This is a genomic window from Desulfofundulus salinus, from assembly GCF_003627965.1.
GTDB classification, from domain to species: Bacteria; Bacillota; Desulfotomaculia; order Desulfotomaculales; family Desulfovirgulaceae; genus Desulfofundulus; species Desulfofundulus salinus.
On the sequence record NZ_RBWE01000001.1, the window covers coordinates 2,175,635 to 2,192,410 of the forward strand.

Here is a 16,776-nt window from a genome sequence, read left to right on the forward strand (position 1 = left end):
GCCTTTTTATGGCTTAACCCTAAAAATTTTTTCCAATTCCCCTTCAAAAAGTGCTTGACTTTTTACCGCTGCGCTTTAACAACGTAATTATACCCCGACCTTACCCTAAAGCAAAGTAAAAAATAGCCCCTACCCGGTAGCAGGGGCAGGGCTAACGGCGGCTTCTTTTTTCCTGCAACACGCGTTTTAGCTCGGGAAGCGCCGCCCTGGCGGCCTTTTCTCCCTGGGCAATGCAGTAAGCATTGCGGGAAAAGTCCCAGGGGGTAACCCCGGTGAGAATGGGACGGATCACCACGTCGGCATAATTTTCCAGCTTGACCCGGGTAACCTCGCTGCCGATAATGTCCAGCGACTGGGTGAGTAACTGAACCATATTTTCAATGGGCTTGTAGTGCTCCCCCTCGTACCCCACATCCACTCCCACCACCACATCGGCACCCAGAAGATGGAGCACTTCCACCGGTACATTTTCCCGCAGGCCGCCGTCTACTAACAGCCGGCTGCCGATTTTTTTCGGTTCAAACAGTCCCGGAACTGAACAGCTGGCCCGAACCGCCTGGGCCACCGGTATCCCCCGGATAAAAAAAATATCCTCGGGTGGAGGGCTGTGGGTGACATCTTCACTGACGAAAATAATACGGTGGCCAGTATGAATATCCACCGAAGTAATGGCCAGCAACTTCCCCAGCTGCCGGAAGGTTTTCCGCTCTACCAGGTGTTCCACCCAGCTTTCCAGTTTATAACCGGACATTAACCCCAGGGGAGAAGGAAAGGGTATGGGCAGGTGAAGCAGATCAATGAGGACCTTTACGGCCATGGCTCCCAGGTTAACAAACATGGGACCCAAATCATAAATATCCTGGGGATTTACTTCCAGGGCCAGCTTTTCCATTTCCCGGATGCTCCAACCGCTACAGTAAAGCGCGGCAACAATACTGCCCGCACTGGTTCCCGCTACCAGCTGCGGTTCAATCCCCTCGGCAGCCAACGTCTTCAAAACACCAACATGGGCTATGCCCCGCAAAAAACCGCCACCTAAAGCCAGTCCCAGCTTAACCCCGCCCCCCATGACCATCCCTCCTGGAGGATCAATTATACTATTTCATGGTATGAGGAAAAGCACCCGGTGATTCCTGACGCCTCTTTTTAAAAAAAGGACCGGCTGCCCTTTGCTAAACTTTGGTGCTCCTACCACACGTCTTAATTATAAAAAACCCGGTTCCGCGTAGCAGAACCGGCATCTCAAAACTAAATCACCACTATTACAATGACTGCAATAAGTACAAGCACCAGCAGAAATACCCCACCGACAATCCACCACGGGTTAATTTTTTGGAGTGGAAAAGGGTTCAGCCAGTCTGTAAATATCCCTTCCAGCTTCATTAAACCCGACACCCCTTGTTTTTTTATCATCATATTAAGGCAATGGCTGAATGGTTCCAGATCGCAAGAGGTTTCGGGTAATTTTTGATCCTGAGGAACAACTTACCACTGGCTATATACCTCTATGCACGGGGGTAACCGGTTTTAGCCATGGCCTGGCAATAAGCCTGATGTGTTTCTTCGGCGATATATTGCCAATCGTAAATGGTAATAACCTTGCGCCAGGCACGCCGGCACATTTCAACGGCCAGTTCAGGATAAAAGAGCAACCGGGTTATATAATGGGCCAGCATGTCCGGTCTACCTGGCGGCACCTTGTAACCATCTACCCCATGCTCCACAATTTCACCCAATCCACCGGTGTCGGCAACCACCACCGGAACCCTGGCAGCCATGGCCTCCAGAGCCACGATCCCAAAGGGCTCATAAAGGCTGGGGAAGACCGCTACGCGGGCCATTTCCAAAAGGCGGTTACGCCCCAGATCATCCACAAAACCCATAAACTGCACCTTCGCTGACAGCCCCAGTTCCTCAACACGACCCTTCAGGTACTCCTCGTAGGGACCCCGGCCGGCCACCAGCAGCCGGGCTCCTTTAACCCGCTCCGATATGGATGCCAGTGCCTCCAGGAGCACCTGCACTCCCTTTTCAGGCACCAGACGGCCCAGGAACACGATGTTCGGGTCCCGGTGGTACAGGTCTTTGCAATCCGGTTCTTTCGTCCTCCCATCGGTTAAATTGGCCGGATCTACCCCATTGGGAATTACCTTTACCTTTTCCCTGTCCAGCTCAAAAAGACGGCTTATCTCCTCAGCCATGTAATTGCTGCAACAGATAACCAGGGCAGCCCCCTGGGTGAGCCGGTATTCCTTTTCGTGAATCCGGCGCTGCAGGTCGGTACGGATGCCCCTGTTCCGCCCGTACTCCGTGGCATGGATGGTGGCTACCAGGGGAAACCCGTATTGTTCATGCAGGTGTTCACCGGCCGCCCCCACCATCCAGTCATGGGCATGGACCAGGTGCGGCGTCCCCCAGTCGGCGATGACTTGACCGGCGAGCTCGATCATGCCCCTGTTTAACTGTCCAACCCAGGTCAAAAAATCTTTGGCGTTAAGCTGCTCCGGCAGGAGCCGGTGCACGTGGACTCCCTGTTGGAGGGAGTAAGCTTTCTCCCCGGCCACGGGACAGGTAATGACGTGCACTTCGTCCCCCAGGCGGACCAGGGCCCGGGAAAGATCGTAAACATGCCGGGCCAGGCCACCCACAGTAGCAGGTGGATATTCCCAGGATAGCATTAAAATGCGCAAATGTGACCTGGTCCCCACGCACACGCCGTTGTATCGCCGGTGGCGGCTGTAAATGCGGTAGTCCAGCTGGGGGAAAATGTTATCCCTGTATTCCATTTCCTGGAGCGCCGCCTCGTCAATATACCCATTTTCCAATTGCTCCGCCAGGAGGTTAAACCTGCCGATATGCTCGGTCAATCTTTTCCGGGCGTAGTCCACGGCGGTTTCCATTCTAAGGATAAAGGCCCAGTCACTGCTCTGGGCTAAAAGCAATTCCCGGGCAGCCTGATTTAAGGCCCGTTTCTTCACCCCGGCGGCGTCCGGATGCAAGTCGGCCAGGTCGGCCATGGCGGCCTCGGCCCGGTGGAGGTGGCGGTAAATCCAGTCATTGCTGGGATTCAGCCAGACACGGTTGTAGCCCCCTTCCCCCCAGCTGCTCATGGGCAGATCCACCACCTGCAAATCGGGGTGCAGGGACAGGTACCTGCCGGGAGTAATCATCTGGATAACATCCTGATCGAAGCAAATTTTGCGGCAAAGCAAGTCTATCCATTGAGGACCTTCATACCACCAGTGACCAAACAACTCCGCGTCATAAGGAGCAACTACCAGCGGGGGGCGGTCCATCTTTGCCCCGTGACGAAGCACCTGCTGTTGCCGGTGGAAAAGAAAGTGAGCGGCATGCTCCGCTGCCCGTTCCCGGGCCAGCTCTGGACGGTAAGGTTCTTTATGAGGGCCCGGGCCGGTAATGCGGTAATACTTAAACCCGGTATCCACCCGGATAGTACCCGCCGGCAGATAGGGACGCAAATAGTCCAGATCCAGGTCATAACCAATATCCCGGTAAAACTCCCTGTAGAAAAAGTCGCCGGGATAACCCGTTTGCCTGTCCCAAACCTGACGGGAACTCTCCGGGTCCCGCCCAAAAACGGCCAATCCGTTGGCACAACTGGCCGGAGCAAAAACACCGAAGCGGGGAACGGGATCCGCGTACAGTAACCCGTGGGTCTCAACAAAGAAATAACTAATACCGAATTCTTTAAGCAACTCCTCCACGCCAGGTGTATATCCGCATTCCGGCAACCAGAATCCATCGGGAGGCCCGCCGAAATGCCGCGCAAAAAACTCCACTCCCACACCAATTTGTGCCCTTCTGGCCTCCCTGGTCTGTATTAGCGGTAAATATCCATGGGTGGCGCAGGTGGTAATTAGCTCCACTTTTCCTGGCTTCTGCAAGGTCCGGAAGGCACCAATCAGATCGCATTGGTATTTATTTGTATATGCCCTTTGGACCTCATTTAACTTTTCCAGATACATCAAAGCCAGCGGGTGCAGACTGGCGTCTCCCGCGGTACGCCGGCACTCTGCCTCCCCCAACTGGATCATTGCCTCCAGGTGGTTTAGATAACGTTTTTGAAGCAATGGATCGGCAAGCATAGCTAAAAGGGGCGGAGAAAGGGATATGGTTAGCTGAAAGGACACTCCGTCCCGGACCAACCCTTGCAGCACTTCCAACAAGGGGATATAACACTCGGTTAGGGCCTCAAAAAACCATCGTTCTTCCAGGCACTCGGGCATCTCCGGATGCCTTACAAAGGGTAAATGGGCGTGCAGTACTAATGCCAGGTAGCCTGCGGGCATTGCGATGTTACCCCTTTCCAGTCAATAAGTTAACCCTTATGCGGTAAATCCACCGAACTGTATCCTTCCCAAAAAGCAGTGCTTTCCCCTTGATTTTCTACGGTGTCCTCGTCCGCATCGCCCCGAATAACGGTCTTCACTTTCAAAAACCGCGCCATCCCCTCCACTGTCCGGGTACGGGGCGTAACTACCTGATTGGAACGAAGCAGGGGATAAAATTCCCCTTCCGGCCCGTAATAACCAAGTTCGGCCTGGTAAGTATGCTCAGGGAGCACATCGCGAAAATACCAGTCGTTAGTAAAGGGGGGGAGAGACACTTCCTTTAAGACGGTACCCACCTGGTTTGACCCGGTAGTATAAAGCCGTAAAAATAAAGGACGCCCTTCCCCCAGGAACTCCCATTGTCCCCGGGACAGTTCCCAGTAACTGAAAATGACGGTGGGTTCCTGTACCATCAGAACCAGCCTGTTTTCATTGTAGTGCCGCGGCAGTTCCATGCTAAAACACCCCCCTCGTTTATATCTGGGAAAAGTCCGGTATCACTATCATACTCCACCAGCATGTACCAATACAACCATCTCAAGTCAACTTTAATATAAAATTTACAAGCGCTCATTCGATTCGTGATTTTTGTCACATGCGTAGGCAAAGAACAGTTTCTTACCGGAGACTTTCTGTACCCTGCAACAACCCCTCGTTAATATTGGAAATATGTTCGTTATATACATCATAGTACATAATCCAGATCTGGCGCAACCACCAGGAATTAACTTTAAGTAACCGTTGCTAAAGACCACGCCGGGTTGTGAAGTTTTTTACTTTTTCCATAAACAAAAAAGGTCGGTATGCGGACCGTCACCCCTCCTTACCGGCACATTCCTTGCAGTATCCGAAAAACTTTAACTCATGGTCTGTAATCGTAAAACCATAGGCTTCTGTAACCCGCTTTTCCAGATCCTCCAACAGATCTTCATTGACCTCTATGATTTTTCCGCAACGGGTACAGATGAGATGATGGTGATGGTGTCCCTCTCCCCGTTCACCACCAAACTCATAGCGTTTGCGGCCGTCCCCGAAATCAATGCTGTGGATAATATCAAAAGCTAAAAAGAGTTCTAAAGTGCGGTAAACAGTAGCCAGCCCCACATCGGGAGCCTTTTGCTTGACCAGGTTGTAAATCTCCTCTGCACTCAGGTGTTTGTCTTTGTTCTCCAAAAGCACGCGCAGGATATGCTCCCGGCGCGGCGTCAGTTTAGAGTCGCCGGCCCGGAGTTTTTCCTCCACCTCGTTAATGACTCTCTGCATCCGGAGCTCACCCCGCCATTCAGCCCTTTGTGTAAGTATAATGAACATACAGAAAAAAGTCAATGGCGGTTTCCAAAGTTAGCTATCGTAAATAGGGCGGGTAACGTAGCCGCCGCCAGCGCCGGCGGCGCACCATCATGGCCTTTAAGCGCAAAGCCACAAGAAATACAACTGCCCCCAGGAACCAGGTAGACCACCGCCTGGTCACACTGGTACCTACGGCCCGGGCCGACACCAGGTCCACCCGCCCCAGCTCTTTACCCCCGGCCCGGGTAAAAACCAGCTCCCCCACCTTTTGCCCGGTAGCCAGGGGTGCCCGTAAATCCTGGTACACAACGATTTTCTGCTCAAAGGATGGCTTTTCGCCAGCGGGAAAATTAAAATAAAAACTGTTCCCGGTAATTGCCTCAACTTCCTCAGCTCCACCGGGCACCGAAAAGGAGGATATTTTCTCCCCCTTTTCCACCAGCTGAACCGGCTTAAAGGCGGAAAAGCCATAGTCCAGCAGGGTCCGGGCATCACTGTAAATAGCCGCCCCCTGACTGTTCAGGATCACGGCAATTAATTCCCGGTCATCCCGTCGGGCGGCGGCCACCAGACATTGCCCCGCCTCAACGGTATAACCGGTCTTAACCCCGATGGCCCCCTCGTAACGGGAAAGAAGCCGGTTGTGGTTCCAGAGGTGTTCCTGGGGGGGGCCTTTACTCCTATCCGCATCCGGCCGCCGGATCTGCTTCAAACGAGTGGACACAATGGTCCTGAAGGTAGGATTTTGCATGGCATACCGGGCAATCAGGGCCAGGTCGTGGGCAGTGGTATAATGCTGGGGGTCGGGCAGACCGCTGGGATTCTGAAAACTACTTGCCCGGGCTCCGATTGAGCGTGCCTTTTCATTCATTAAAGCAGTAAAGGCAGGGACCGAGCCGGCCACATGTTCGGCAATAGCCACAGCCGCATCATTGGCCGAAGCCAGTAACAGGGCATACAGGAGATCCTCCATGGTGAGCCTCTCGCCTTCCTGCAAACCGATAGCAGATCCCTCCACCCGGGTGGCTTCCCGGGAAACCGTAACCACTTCATCCAGACGGGAATGTTCCAGGGCAATAATGGCCGTGAGAATTTTAGTAGTACTGGCCGGATACATGGGCGAACTGGCATTTTTCTGGTATAGAACCTGCCCGTTCCGCGCATCCATCAGCAAAGCCGCTTCGCCTAATGTTTGCGGTTGTAACGCCGCTTGGGCAGCTTGGGAAAATAAAAGCAAAAGGCAACAAAAAAGGGTTGTCCACAGGCGCCGCATGGTTTACCCCCGCACGATGTTTCCGAACAACTTTTGAATAAAATAAAGGTTGGTACAAGAAATAACAAGAGCGACTATATTATATTGAAATTTTAGGGTGATTTCAACAGAAAAGTACAATCTAAGTTTTGCCCAAAAGGACATACTAAAAATACATATTAAGAAAGGGAGGGAGCAAAGGGAAAAAGATGGACATTCGAGGAATGGAATTTGCCGACCTGAACGATATCCAGCTAAGCCAGCTACAGGAAGTAGAGAAAAAATTAAATGCCGGACGGCAGGGAAAGGAAATAATTCTTTTGGCCTTCACCCGTGAATCCTAACCATATAAACTATTTTAAGTAGGGTGGGAAATTTTTCCCGCCCTAACTTTTTGCCCCCGCACGTCTCCCCTTGCACACCCTTCCAAATCTACCGTTTTTACGGTATAATGAAGGAAAATCTCGACTCAGGGGGCTACATGGCCGTTGCTGTCGGCAAACCTTACCCGCCAGGAATGGACAATGCTGGTCATCCTCTTTATTACGGAATTTGCCAGGGGGGCCTTTTTCCTTTCTTTCCTTCCCATATATGCCGTTAAGCACCTGGGCCTATCCATAACTGCGGCCGGTTTTGCGGTTTCTGCCCATTATTTTACCGAAACTGCCTCCAAAACTGCCGCCGGCTGGTATTTCGACCGTACGGGCAGGCCGGTGTTGCTGATCGGTTTAATTACCGGCCTGGCGTCCCTGATGGCCATGAAACTGTGGCCTTTGCCCGTTATTCTAGTGGGTGCCTCAGCCCTTTTTGGCCTGGGCATGTCCCCTGTCTGGCTGGGAGTAATGAGTGAGGTGGCCCCGGTTGAGATGCCCGCCCGGGCCAACCGCATTGGTCTGGTTTTTGCCGCCTGGCTGACCGGGGCCGGCGCCGGGCTGGTAGCCGTAAATTTCATTTTACACAGGGGGTTTGAGCCGGCCTTTTCCCTGATCATCATCCTGTGGCTGGTTTCCGTAGTTCTTACCCTGTTTATTTTGCCTTCCAGGGGTCGCCGCGAAAAGCAAACCAGGCAGGGTATTTTTCATTCCCTTGCCCGCCTGGCAACCAATCCGGCAGTAACGCGTATCTTAATCCCGGGAATGTTTTTGCAAACCTTTTGCGCAGGCCTTTTATTACCTGTACTGCCCCTTTTTGCGCAAAACCAGTTGGGCTTAAGTTACAACCAGTATGGTCTTTTGCTTCTGACAGGTGGAGGAGCAGCCGTGCTTGGCCTTCTCCCGATGGGGGTGGTAGTGGGCCGCCTGACCCTGAACAGTCTTTTAGCCGCCGGGTTTGGGTTAAGCGCCCTTTGCCTGGGTTTATTTACCGCCAGCCACGGCCCCCATAGTGCCTTTCCCCTGGCTATCTTGCTGGGCCTTTCCTATGCCGTAATCCTGCCGGCCTGGAACACCTTACTGGCCAGGGTTATCCCCCCGGAGCGACAGGCTACGGGGTGGGGTGTTTTTGCTACCGTTGAGGGTTTAGGAGCAGCCATTGGTCCGGCTCTGGGCAGCCTGGTGGCCCGGTATGCAGGCATCACGGCCCCTATCATGCTGGCGACGCTGGTCCTGCTAACCATAGCCCTCTTTTATACCTTTTACCCCCTGGAAAAATTCCTTGTTAAATAATCCCTGTTAAATAACAAGCATTTTCTTTCTAAATACTATCATAAGCTGGAGAGAAGAGCATGACGCAAGCCCTGTTCAAAATACTCACCTTTTTGCTGGGGCTATACGCCCTCTTACCCACTGCCCTGGCGCGCCTTTGCCATATCGGAGTCATCTGGCAGGGACCCCGGGGCGGCAGGCGGGTAGCCATTACCTTTGATGACGGCCCCGATCCGGTCTATACACCCCAGGTTTTAGACGTCTTAAAGCAGTTTAAGGTACGGGCATGTTTTTTTGTACTCGGTCACAAGGCCAAAGCCCACCCGGACTTGATCACCAGAATGATTGCAGAAGGACACGAAGTGGCCAGCCACGGCTTTCGCCATCATTTTCCCTGGTTTTTAGGACCCCGGGCCATGATCAGGGAGGTAAGGGAAGCCAACCGGGTAATCGCGGAAATCACCGGCCAGCCGCCACGCCTGTACCGGCCGCCCTGGGGTTTATTTAACCTTTTCTCACTGCTCCACGGTTACCTCTTTGGCCAGCGGGTGGTATTATGGTCTTTTATGAGCTGGGACTGGGGACGCCGGTGCACCCCCGAATCCATAACCCGCCAGGTTCTTTCCCGGGTGCGGGACGGCTCGATCCTGGTTTTCCACGACAGCGATGACACTCCGGGAGCAACCCCGGGGGCACCCGCAAAAATGCTGGCGGCTCTCCCCTTAATTATCGAAGGGCTGCAACAGCGAGGTCTATCCATCGCACCGCTAGCCGAACTGTATTTGCCCCAGGAAAATTTTTGGAGCCGCCTGGGGCAAAGGATGGACTCCTTTCTCATACGTTTATTCGGTATAAAGGAGATCTACCTTGACGGTCGCCCTACCCTCTTTCGCCTCCGGACGCGGCGTTATCGCGGCAGGCCCCTGGCTCTGTCCGATGGGACACTTTTACGGCCCCGGGATCCCATTGCCGAAATTCACCTGAACAATGAAATGCTCAAAGAAATCACCCGGACCGGGAAAAGCCCGGAACGGATTGCCCTGCTTACTTTAAAAGAAGTAAAGCGTTCCCTTCCCGCCCTTGCCCGGTGGGTCCAAAGTACACCCCAGGGAAAAAATATCCGGGCGGTGGTTGGATTAACGATGCTTTACCGGGGAACAGAACGCCTGGGTTTTACCGTCAGCGAGCCTCCGGCCATCATTAAAGGCCTGGCCAGCTGGTATCAGGGCTGGCTCCTGAGCCTCTATCACTCCGAGGGACGGTTACGCCTGCACCGGCATAAGGAAAAGCTTTCTCCGAAAATCGTGGCTATGGGGAGAGAAGAACTGCTCCGCCGTTATTTACGGGTAACAGAAAATGACCCCGGTCAGTGGCAACATCTAACGGGGTAATATGGTGGCCGTGCCCGCAAAACCACCCCAGAGCGAGTCCAGCTATCTTCTTTTTTAAAGGTTCCTAATTTAAAGCTCCTAACACGAAATAAAAGATATAACCGCGGCAGGAATTTGTTTGCTCAAAAGAGAATTTTTTAAATAATAAACTGGCAGGCTCAATACGCTTTTCGTCCTTCATTATTGCCCCGGGCTGCACAAGGAGGTAAACATAATGAACCTGGCCTTGAGGCTGGCCGAAGTCGGCCGGCTTTCCCCCGATCACGAAGCCCTGGTTTTTCACGACCAACGCATACCCTACGCCACCCTCAACTACTGGATTAACCGTTTAGCCAACGGCCTAAAAAAGTTAGGGCTGGCACCGGATGAACGGGTGCTCATTGCGCTGGAAAATTGCCCCGAATTCGTGGTTTCCTTTTACGCAGTTATGCGTGCGGGGGGCATTGCCGTTCCCATTGATCCCCTTTATACCATTCATGAAGTAGCAGTTATTGCCCGCGACGCCTCCCCTGCCCTTGTCATTTGTAACTCTGCAAATATTTCCTTGTTTACCGAACTCGCCAGGGAACTCCCTATTCCCCGGGGCTTCATTGTTACAAACGTTACAAAAACTGTTCCAAATGCATATTGCTACGAGGAATTGCTGGTATCGTCTCCCGCCGACGACCCTGCCCGGCCCAGGGAAAGGGACGACGTTGCGGAAATACTTTACACCCCCGGCAATACCGGTAAGCCCAAGGGAGTGATGTTAACCCACAGCAATCTTTACAGCAATGCGTCCACCTTTGCCCGCTTCTGTGGGCTCACTCCCCAGGACCGGACCTTGCTGGTAGCGCCGGCCCACCACTCGGCGGCCCAAACTTGTGTATTGCATGCTTCCCTGGTCGCCGGAGCCACGATGGTTATCCAGGAAAAATGGCCTGGTGCCCGCGCGGTCTTACAAACCATCCAGGATGAAAAGATCACCTTTTTCTTTGGCCCGCCCACCATGTATGTGTTGCTGCTGGAAGACCCGCAGGCCGAAAATTTTGATCTCAGCTCCTGGAAAATCGCCTTTTGCGGTGGCGCTCACCTGCCCGTCCAGGTTTTCCACGCCTTTGAGAAAAAGTTTGGCCTGCAGATTACGGAGGGTTACGGCCTTACCGAAACTTCCCCGGTGGTGTGCTGCAATCCCGTCTCTGGGGTCAAAAAACCGGGTTCCGTCGGCCCCCCCATCCCGGGCGTGGAGGTAAAAATTGTAGATTATGAGGATCAACCCCTACCTGACGGTCAGGTGGGAGAAATCGTGGTCCAAGGACCAAACGTAATGAAGGGGTACTTTAACCAGGAAGAAGAAACCCAAAAGGTACTCCGCAACGGCTGGCTGCATACGGGGGACCTGGGTTATATGGATGAAAACGGCTATGTATTCATCGTTGGCCGCAAAAAGAACGTCATCATCCGTGGAGGATTAAACATCGATCCCCGGGAGGTCGAAGAGGTTCTCTACCTGCATCCCCAGGTTTTCGATGCCGTGGTGGTAGGTATCCCCGATCCGGTGATGGGGGAAGAAGTGACGGCCCTGGTCATGCCCCGGAGCCACGAAAGGCTCGACCCCGCGGAATTGCAGGCCTTCTGTGCCCAAAGGCTGGCCCCTTACAAGGTGCCCCGTAAAATACAGTTTATCGAAAGCCTGCCCAAAACAACTTCCGGAAAGCTGTTGAAAAAAGAATTAAAACTGATATTAGAACATATGTGTGAAAATACCCCTTCCTGAGAAGGGGTATTTGTTTCAGCGTAACTGGGGAGGTTTTTCCGCCAGAATTAAGGGTACGTAACGGGTGCGCCCGTTACGGTAGATCTGCAACACCACGCGCTGACCCACCTTGCTCTTCTGGATGATACTCACCACATCATCGGGGTTTCCAACCTTCTGGTTATCCACCTGTAAGATCACATCCCCCTGCACCAATCCCGCATTATCTGCCGGGCTGCCCGGGATAACACCTACCACCAGCGCCCCTGCTGCCGCTGGCAGTTCCAGATAAGCAGCAATTTCTTCAGTTACGGGCTGCATCTGCACGCCTAACCAGGGACGCCCCTTTCCATTACCCTGGAGGAGCTGATTTAAAACCTCCTTGACTGTGCTGGTGGGAATGGCAAAGCCAATACCCTGAGCCTGAGCCACGGCAGTATTGATGCCCACCACTTCACCATTGAGATTCAAGAGCGGGCCGCCGCTGTTGCCCGGGTTAATGGAGGCATCGGTTTGCAAAAGGTTTTTGTAGCGCCGGTTTTCCACCGTAACCGGCCGGCCTTTGGCACTGATCACCCCTACCGTTACTGTGTGATCCAACCCGAAGGGATTGCCAATGGCGATCACCCAGTCTCCCACACGGATTTTATTGGAATCCCCCATCTTCAAAGTGGGCAGGGACTTGCCGGCATCAACTTTTAACACGGCCAGGTCCAGGTCGTAGTCGGCACCGACTACCCTGGCCGGCAGGGGCTGGTCGAATCCCTGGATGGTTACGGTTATCTTTTGGGCTCCGTCGATTACGTGCTCGTTGGTAAGAATGTAGCCGTCCTGGGACATAATAAAGCCGGAACCAATGCCCCGTTCCTCCCGGGGCTGGGTCTGAAAACCAAACGGCCCACCAAAGAACTGGCGGAAGAAGGGATCGTTAAAGAAAGGATCCACCCGCCCGCTATTCCGGATCTTCACCGTATCGATTTTCACCACGGCCGGCCCGGCCTTGGAAACAATATCAGCCACCGTACCGGGGCCGACACCGGGCATAGCGTTGGCCACGTTATTAACCTGGGGTATCCCGTCTTTTTGCGGCTTGAGATCGTTAACCAGCAAACAACCACCGGCAAACATTACACCGGCCACAAAGGCCGCCAGCGCAACAAAGGCCAGGGTCCGCTTCCAGTTTTGCACGCATTTTCACACTCCTTTCGCTTCACAAAATATAATAATTCATTCTGAGGCAATAAACAACAGGAATTATGGGTGGAAAGCCAGTATTTTATGTTAATTCCTTCAAGGAAATGGCGATAAGTTGTCCTGTTCATAGCTTCCCCCCAAAAAAACTCCGGTCCGACCGGAGTTTTTGGATTAATGGCTACAATAGTGTCCCCGTTTATTGGTGATGGCAATTTTCACATCCCTCCACCTTCCTGTTGTACCCCTTTTCAACTACCTCCACAAGTGGTTCTATATTACGAAGGGATGTTTCCTCATAATCCTCAATGCGCCCGGCATCGGCCAGTTTCGCTAACTCCGGGTCCACGGGCAAAACGGCCAGTAAGGGCAACCCTTTTTTACTCGCCGCCTCTTTCACACTACCGTGACCAAACGGTTGAATTTTTTCACCACAATGGGGGCAAGTAATGTAGCTCATATTCTCCACCAACCCCAGGATGGGAATACATGCCTGACGGGCCATTTTAATGGTTTTGCCCACCACCATCATGGCCAGGTCCTGGGGGGAAGAGACTACCACCAGTCCATTCAGGGGCAGGGATTGCATTACTGTCAGGGGGACGTCCCCGGTACCCGGAGGCATGTCCACTATTAAGTAATCCAGCTTGCCCCAGGCCACATCGGTCCAAAATTGTTTTACGGCACTGGAAAGGATAGGGCCGCGCCAGATTACAGGATCGTCCTCTTGAGGCAGGAAAAGGTTCAATGACATAACCTGAATACCCAGCGACGTTTTCACCGGTAAAATATAGTTGTTGAACTGTTCGGGACGGTCAACCAACCCGAAAAGCTTGGGAATACTGGGACCGGTAATGTCCGCGTCCAGTATACCTACCTTATAACCCCGGCGGGCCAGGGCAATGGCCAACAGGGCACTGACCGATGATTTGCCCACTCCCCCTTTTCCGCTCATTACGGCAACAACCTGTTTAATATCACTGGCATCGTTTTGGGGCAAGACGGGAGAACCGGTACATTGTTCTGTGTTACAACGCCCAGTATCCTTGTCATTACAAGTTGTGCATTTTGTTTCGCTCATTTCCACAACCCCTCGCCTCGTTTCTATTTTTTCTTACATAAGTTTAGCATATTTTTCCCTGAGAGGCCAGGGTTCCGGGCATAAGCAACATATTGTTTTCTCTTAATTTTCAAAGCGGTCCAGCAGGCGGTTCAAAACCGTTGCCAGCTCACCCCAGGTAACAGCTGCATTGGGAGCATGGTCACCGGTAATAAGGCCGTGTTCCTTCAAACGTTTAATTTCCTCATTGGGATCCCAACCGGTGCGTTTCTTCAAACCTAAAGTCCGTGCAAGACCCCCTGTGATGGCAAATGCCAGGTCCCGCAGAAATACCGGATCGGCAAGACAGGCGGCATCTTGAGGGTTATCTATAAAAAGATTTTCCAGAAGTACAGCCGGCATCGTTGTCTTCCTCAGGACGGCAAAATTGGCCCTCTTCAAACCCCGGTCGGGGAAGCCCCTCTCAAGGTAAAATTTGGAAACTTCCCGGTGCAGCGTAGCAGCCATTGACTGGCTTTTCTGGGATGCGTCGGGATGAATGTAACTTTCAAAACCGCTTCCTCCGCCTGAGTTAATATGCAGGGAACAAAAGAAATCAGCCTTGTGGTGGTTGGCCAGGTTTGCCCGGTCGGCCAGGGAAACATAAACATCACTGGTGCGGGTGGGAATAACATTAACCTGGTAATCCTCTAAAAAAGACAGGACCTGCCGGCCCAGGGCTAAAACCACGTCTTTTTCTTGCAGACCAAAACCAACCGCCCCGGGATCCCGACCACCATGCCCGAGATCCAAAACGATCACCATTAGGATTCACCCGGCTCAACTGGGAGCGGGAAGACACCTCCCTTTTTGCAATCCTGGCGCAAAGGTTATCCAGTTGGTCACCCTCGAGCTCCAGGGGAACTTCCCTGTCCCTCAAAAAGGTTTTGTGATGGCTTAATTCAATCTATTCACCAGTAAAACTAAAAGATAATCATATAAACGCCTTCTTTTAAAGAACATCCTCGAACATATGTTTCCAAGGGCTATTTTAAACCAGGTGTACACCCCGATCAAGGAAAATTTGGAGGTTATTATGATTGCAGTAAGGTATTTTAAGCTGTTTTCCTGGTGGAGATGGTAATTTTATGCAAATTATCTCCACTTTTCTTGATTTTACGTGAGATCATAATAAGTTGCTGTTAAAAACCATTTCTGCCCATGATAAGAAATGCCATTCCCACTGGATCCTGTTAATATGTGCCATTTAACTGGGGGTTTTGCAAATATATCTTCAAGTACTATATCTTTAGGCATTAAAAAAGGCTAGTGGGCATCGTCAAAATGATGCCCACTAAACCATAATAAGCCTTTACTTTTTTGGTGCCGGAGACCGGACTTGAACCGGTACGGGTGCAAAACACCCCCGGGATTTTAAGTCCCGTGCGTCTGCCTGTTCCGCCACTCCGGCAAGTACCAGCAAGCATATCTTAGCACAGCGGATGTAATCTTGTCAATGGCATCGTTTTTTGCGTTGTTGCTGGACCGGAGTATCGTTTACAGAGGTTTTCTCAATTGAAGGTTATAGAGAGGATGGGCATCGCGGGAAGTTGCCACTGCCCAATATTACCACTTTTCCCCTTGCCTGCAGGATTTAATTATAATATAATGAGTTATAGGGTAATAAAAATGTCAAATGGGGAACAGAAGATTATTTATGCATCGAAATTTAGTCTAGCAGGTATACTCGTGAAGGAGGGATCATACCCATGTAATAATTCCTTCCGTTAAAACGCGGGAGGTTGTTTTAAAAGGATTTTTACCTTCTACTTGCCGACTGCGCGGAGCTGTTCATATGTACCCTGCGATAGCCGGTTTATTTTTGAAAGGAGGTTTGCGTAATGAACAACTTCAGGGCCTGGTTATTAATGGGTCTGCTAACCGTTTTGCTGGTCTTAATTGGTAATGCGGTAGCCGGTAGTTCGGGGGCTTTCCTGTTCTTTCTTATCGCCCTGGGCATGAACTTTTTCGGTTACTATTTCAGCGATAAAATCGCCATCGCCATGACGGGGTCACAGCCCTTGGCCGAATATGAAGCGCCGGAGCTGTACGCCATGATCCGCAATCTGGCACAACGGGCGGGTATCCCCATGCCCCGGGTGTACCGTACTCCGTCGCCTCAGCCCAACGCCTTTGCCACCGGGCGAAACCCGGCCAATGCAGCGGTGGCGGTAACCGACGGTTTGATGCAACTTCTTAACCGTTCGGAAGTGGAGGGCGTTCTGGCCCACGAAATAGCCCACATCAAAAACCGGGACGTGCTGGTAGGCACCATTGCCGCAGCCCTGGCCGGGGCGATTACCATGATTGCCAATGCCCTGCAGTGGGGGCTAATCTTTGGCGGCGGCCGGAATGATGAGGAGGGAGGCAATCCCTTGAGCCTGGTAGGTACCCTGCTCATGATCATCCTGGCCCCCCTGGCGGCCACTCTCATCCAGCTGGCCATTTCCCGCACCCGGGAGTTTGAAGCAGACGCCACCGGGGCCCGTCTGGCAGGTTCTCCCCACGGCCTGGCCAACGCGTTGCTCAAGCTGGAACGGGCCGCCCAGCATATACCCATGCAGGTAAACCCGGCTACCTCTCACCTATTTATTGTTAACCCGCTGACGGCCGAATCTTTTGCCCGTCTCTTCAGCACTCACCCACCCATCGCGGAAAGAGTGCGGCGGTTGCAACAAATGCAATAGCCCCGATACCTTCCGGGCCTCTGTCCGCCGGGCAGAGGCCCTTTTTCTATGAAAAAAATTGTCAACGGACAGTGAAAATGTCACCTGAAAAATGCTTTATCTGGACTGAGAAAATGTCACCCATATTGATCATTCA

General features: G+C 52.4%; 14 protein-coding genes and 1 tRNA gene. 5 read left to right on the forward strand and 10 right to left on the reverse strand.

Translation table 11 applies throughout. The features are described 5' to 3' along the window. Positions 1–151 precede the first annotated feature (151 nt). The 6 genes from D7024_RS11145 to D7024_RS11165 form a co-directional block, all read right to left on the reverse strand. The gene (locus tag D7024_RS11145; RefSeq protein WP_121451877.1) at positions 152–1,069 is read right to left on the reverse strand and encodes a patatin-like phospholipase family protein; all 918 of its coding nucleotides are present in this window, start codon (positions 1,067–1,069) and stop codon (positions 152–154) included. A gap of 179 nt (positions 1,070–1,248) precedes the next feature. Beyond that, a complete protein-coding gene (locus D7024_RS15415) occupies positions 1,249–1,383 on the reverse strand; it encodes a hypothetical protein (protein WP_279220999.1) in 135 nt (44 codons plus the stop codon). A 122-nt stretch (positions 1,384–1,505) separates the two neighbouring features. Beyond that, on the reverse strand, positions 1,506–4,310 hold the full coding sequence (locus D7024_RS11150; RefSeq protein WP_121451878.1) for a 1,4-alpha-glucan branching protein domain-containing protein: 2,805 nt from the start codon (positions 4,308–4,310) through the stop codon (positions 1,506–1,508). A 29-nt stretch (positions 4,311–4,339) separates the two neighbouring features. Further along, positions 4,340–4,807: a DUF4912 domain-containing protein gene (locus D7024_RS11155; protein ID WP_121451879.1), complete on the reverse strand. Its 468-nt coding sequence runs from the start codon at positions 4,805–4,807 to the stop codon at positions 4,340–4,342. A 358-nt stretch (positions 4,808–5,165) separates the two neighbouring features. After that, positions 5,166–5,615, reverse strand: coding sequence for a Fur family transcriptional regulator (locus D7024_RS11160; protein ID WP_121451880.1), 450 nt, complete (start codon positions 5,613–5,615; stop codon positions 5,166–5,168). Between the two features lie 82 nt (positions 5,616–5,697). After that, the gene (locus tag D7024_RS11165) at positions 5,698–6,915 is read right to left on the reverse strand and encodes a D-alanyl-D-alanine carboxypeptidase family protein (RefSeq protein WP_121451881.1); all 1,218 of its coding nucleotides are present in this window, start codon (positions 6,913–6,915) and stop codon (positions 5,698–5,700) included. Between the two features lie 188 nt (positions 6,916–7,103). On the opposite strand from D7024_RS11165, the gene D7024_RS15420 reads away from it, so the two are divergent. The 4 genes from D7024_RS15420 (at position 7,104) to D7024_RS11180 (ending at position 11,684) form a co-directional block, all read left to right on the forward strand. Next, positions 7,104–7,238 carry a hypothetical protein gene (locus D7024_RS15420; protein ID WP_278246255.1) on the forward strand — a complete coding sequence of 45 codons (135 nt, stop codon included), beginning with the start codon at positions 7,104–7,106 and terminating at the stop codon, positions 7,236–7,238. 144 nt (positions 7,239–7,382) lie between these two features. Beyond that, entirely contained in the window at positions 7,383–8,558 is a 1,176-nt protein-coding gene (locus D7024_RS11170; RefSeq protein ID WP_121451882.1) for an MFS transporter, read from the forward strand. Between the two features lie 59 nt (positions 8,559–8,617). Then, entirely contained in the window at positions 8,618–9,928 is a 1,311-nt protein-coding gene (locus D7024_RS11175; protein WP_121451883.1) for a polysaccharide deacetylase family protein, read from the forward strand. 214 nt (positions 9,929–10,142) lie between these two features. Further along, on the forward strand, positions 10,143–11,684 hold the full coding sequence (locus tag D7024_RS11180) for a class I adenylate-forming enzyme family protein (protein WP_121451884.1): 1,542 nt from the start codon (positions 10,143–10,145) through the stop codon (positions 11,682–11,684). 15 nt (positions 11,685–11,699) lie between these two features. Here the strand turns inward: D7024_RS11180 and D7024_RS11185 are convergent, their stop codons facing one another. From D7024_RS11185 to D7024_RS11200, 4 genes are all read right to left on the reverse strand, one after another. After that, positions 11,700–12,851, reverse strand: a complete 1,152-nt coding sequence (locus D7024_RS11185) for a S1C family serine protease (protein ID WP_207666926.1) — start codon at positions 12,849–12,851, stop codon at positions 11,700–11,702. Between the two features lie 202 nt (positions 12,852–13,053). Continuing rightward, complete coding sequence (locus D7024_RS11190) at positions 13,054–13,935, reverse strand: Mrp/NBP35 family ATP-binding protein (protein ID WP_121451885.1); 882 nt, start codon at positions 13,933–13,935, stop codon at positions 13,054–13,056. Positions 13,936–14,037: 102 nt separating this feature from the next. Next, the gene (locus D7024_RS11195) at positions 14,038–14,718 is read right to left on the reverse strand and encodes an N-acetylmuramoyl-L-alanine amidase (protein ID WP_121451886.1); all 681 of its coding nucleotides are present in this window, start codon (positions 14,716–14,718) and stop codon (positions 14,038–14,040) included. Between the two features lie 556 nt (positions 14,719–15,274). Further along, positions 15,275–15,364 (reverse strand) — tRNA-Leu (locus D7024_RS11200). 430 nt (positions 15,365–15,794) lie between these two features. Here D7024_RS11200 and D7024_RS11205 point away from each other — a divergent pair. Next, positions 15,795–16,640, forward strand: a complete 846-nt coding sequence (locus D7024_RS11205) for a zinc metalloprotease HtpX (RefSeq protein WP_121451887.1) — start codon at positions 15,795–15,797, stop codon at positions 16,638–16,640. The last annotated feature ends 136 nt before the right edge of the window (positions 16,641–16,776 follow it).

Coding starts and splice junctions, on each gene's coding strand:
- D7024_RS11165 (WP_121451881.1), bottom strand. CDS start 6,915: ATGCGGCGCCTGTGGACAACCCTTTTTTGTTGCCTTTTGCTTTTATTT.
- D7024_RS11145 (WP_121451877.1), bottom strand. CDS start 1,069: ATGGGGGGCGGGGTTAAGCTGGGACTGGCTTTAGGTGGCGGTTTTTTG.
- D7024_RS15420 (WP_278246255.1), top strand. CDS start 7,104: ATGGACATTCGAGGAATGGAATTTGCCGACCTGAACGATATCCAGCTA.
- D7024_RS15415 (WP_279220999.1), bottom strand. CDS start 1,383: ATGAAGCTGGAAGGGATATTTACAGACTGGCTGAACCCTTTTCCACTC.
- D7024_RS11180 (WP_121451884.1), top strand. CDS start 10,143: ATGAACCTGGCCTTGAGGCTGGCCGAAGTCGGCCGGCTTTCCCCCGAT.
- D7024_RS11160 (WP_121451880.1), bottom strand. CDS start 5,615: ATGCAGAGAGTCATTAACGAGGTGGAGGAAAAACTCCGGGCCGGCGAC.
- D7024_RS11155 (WP_121451879.1), bottom strand. CDS start 4,807: ATGGAACTGCCGCGGCACTACAATGAAAACAGGCTGGTTCTGATGGTA.
- D7024_RS11190 (WP_121451885.1), bottom strand. CDS start 13,935: ATGAGCGAAACAAAATGCACAACTTGTAATGACAAGGATACTGGGCGT.
- D7024_RS11195 (WP_121451886.1), bottom strand. CDS start 14,718: ATGGTGATCGTTTTGGATCTCGGGCATGGTGGTCGGGATCCCGGGGCG.
- D7024_RS11150 (WP_121451878.1), bottom strand. CDS start 4,310: ATGCCCGCAGGCTACCTGGCATTAGTACTGCACGCCCATTTACCCTTT.
- D7024_RS11205 (WP_121451887.1), top strand. CDS start 15,795: ATGAACAACTTCAGGGCCTGGTTATTAATGGGTCTGCTAACCGTTTTG.
- D7024_RS11175 (WP_121451883.1), top strand. CDS start 8,618: ATGACGCAAGCCCTGTTCAAAATACTCACCTTTTTGCTGGGGCTATAC.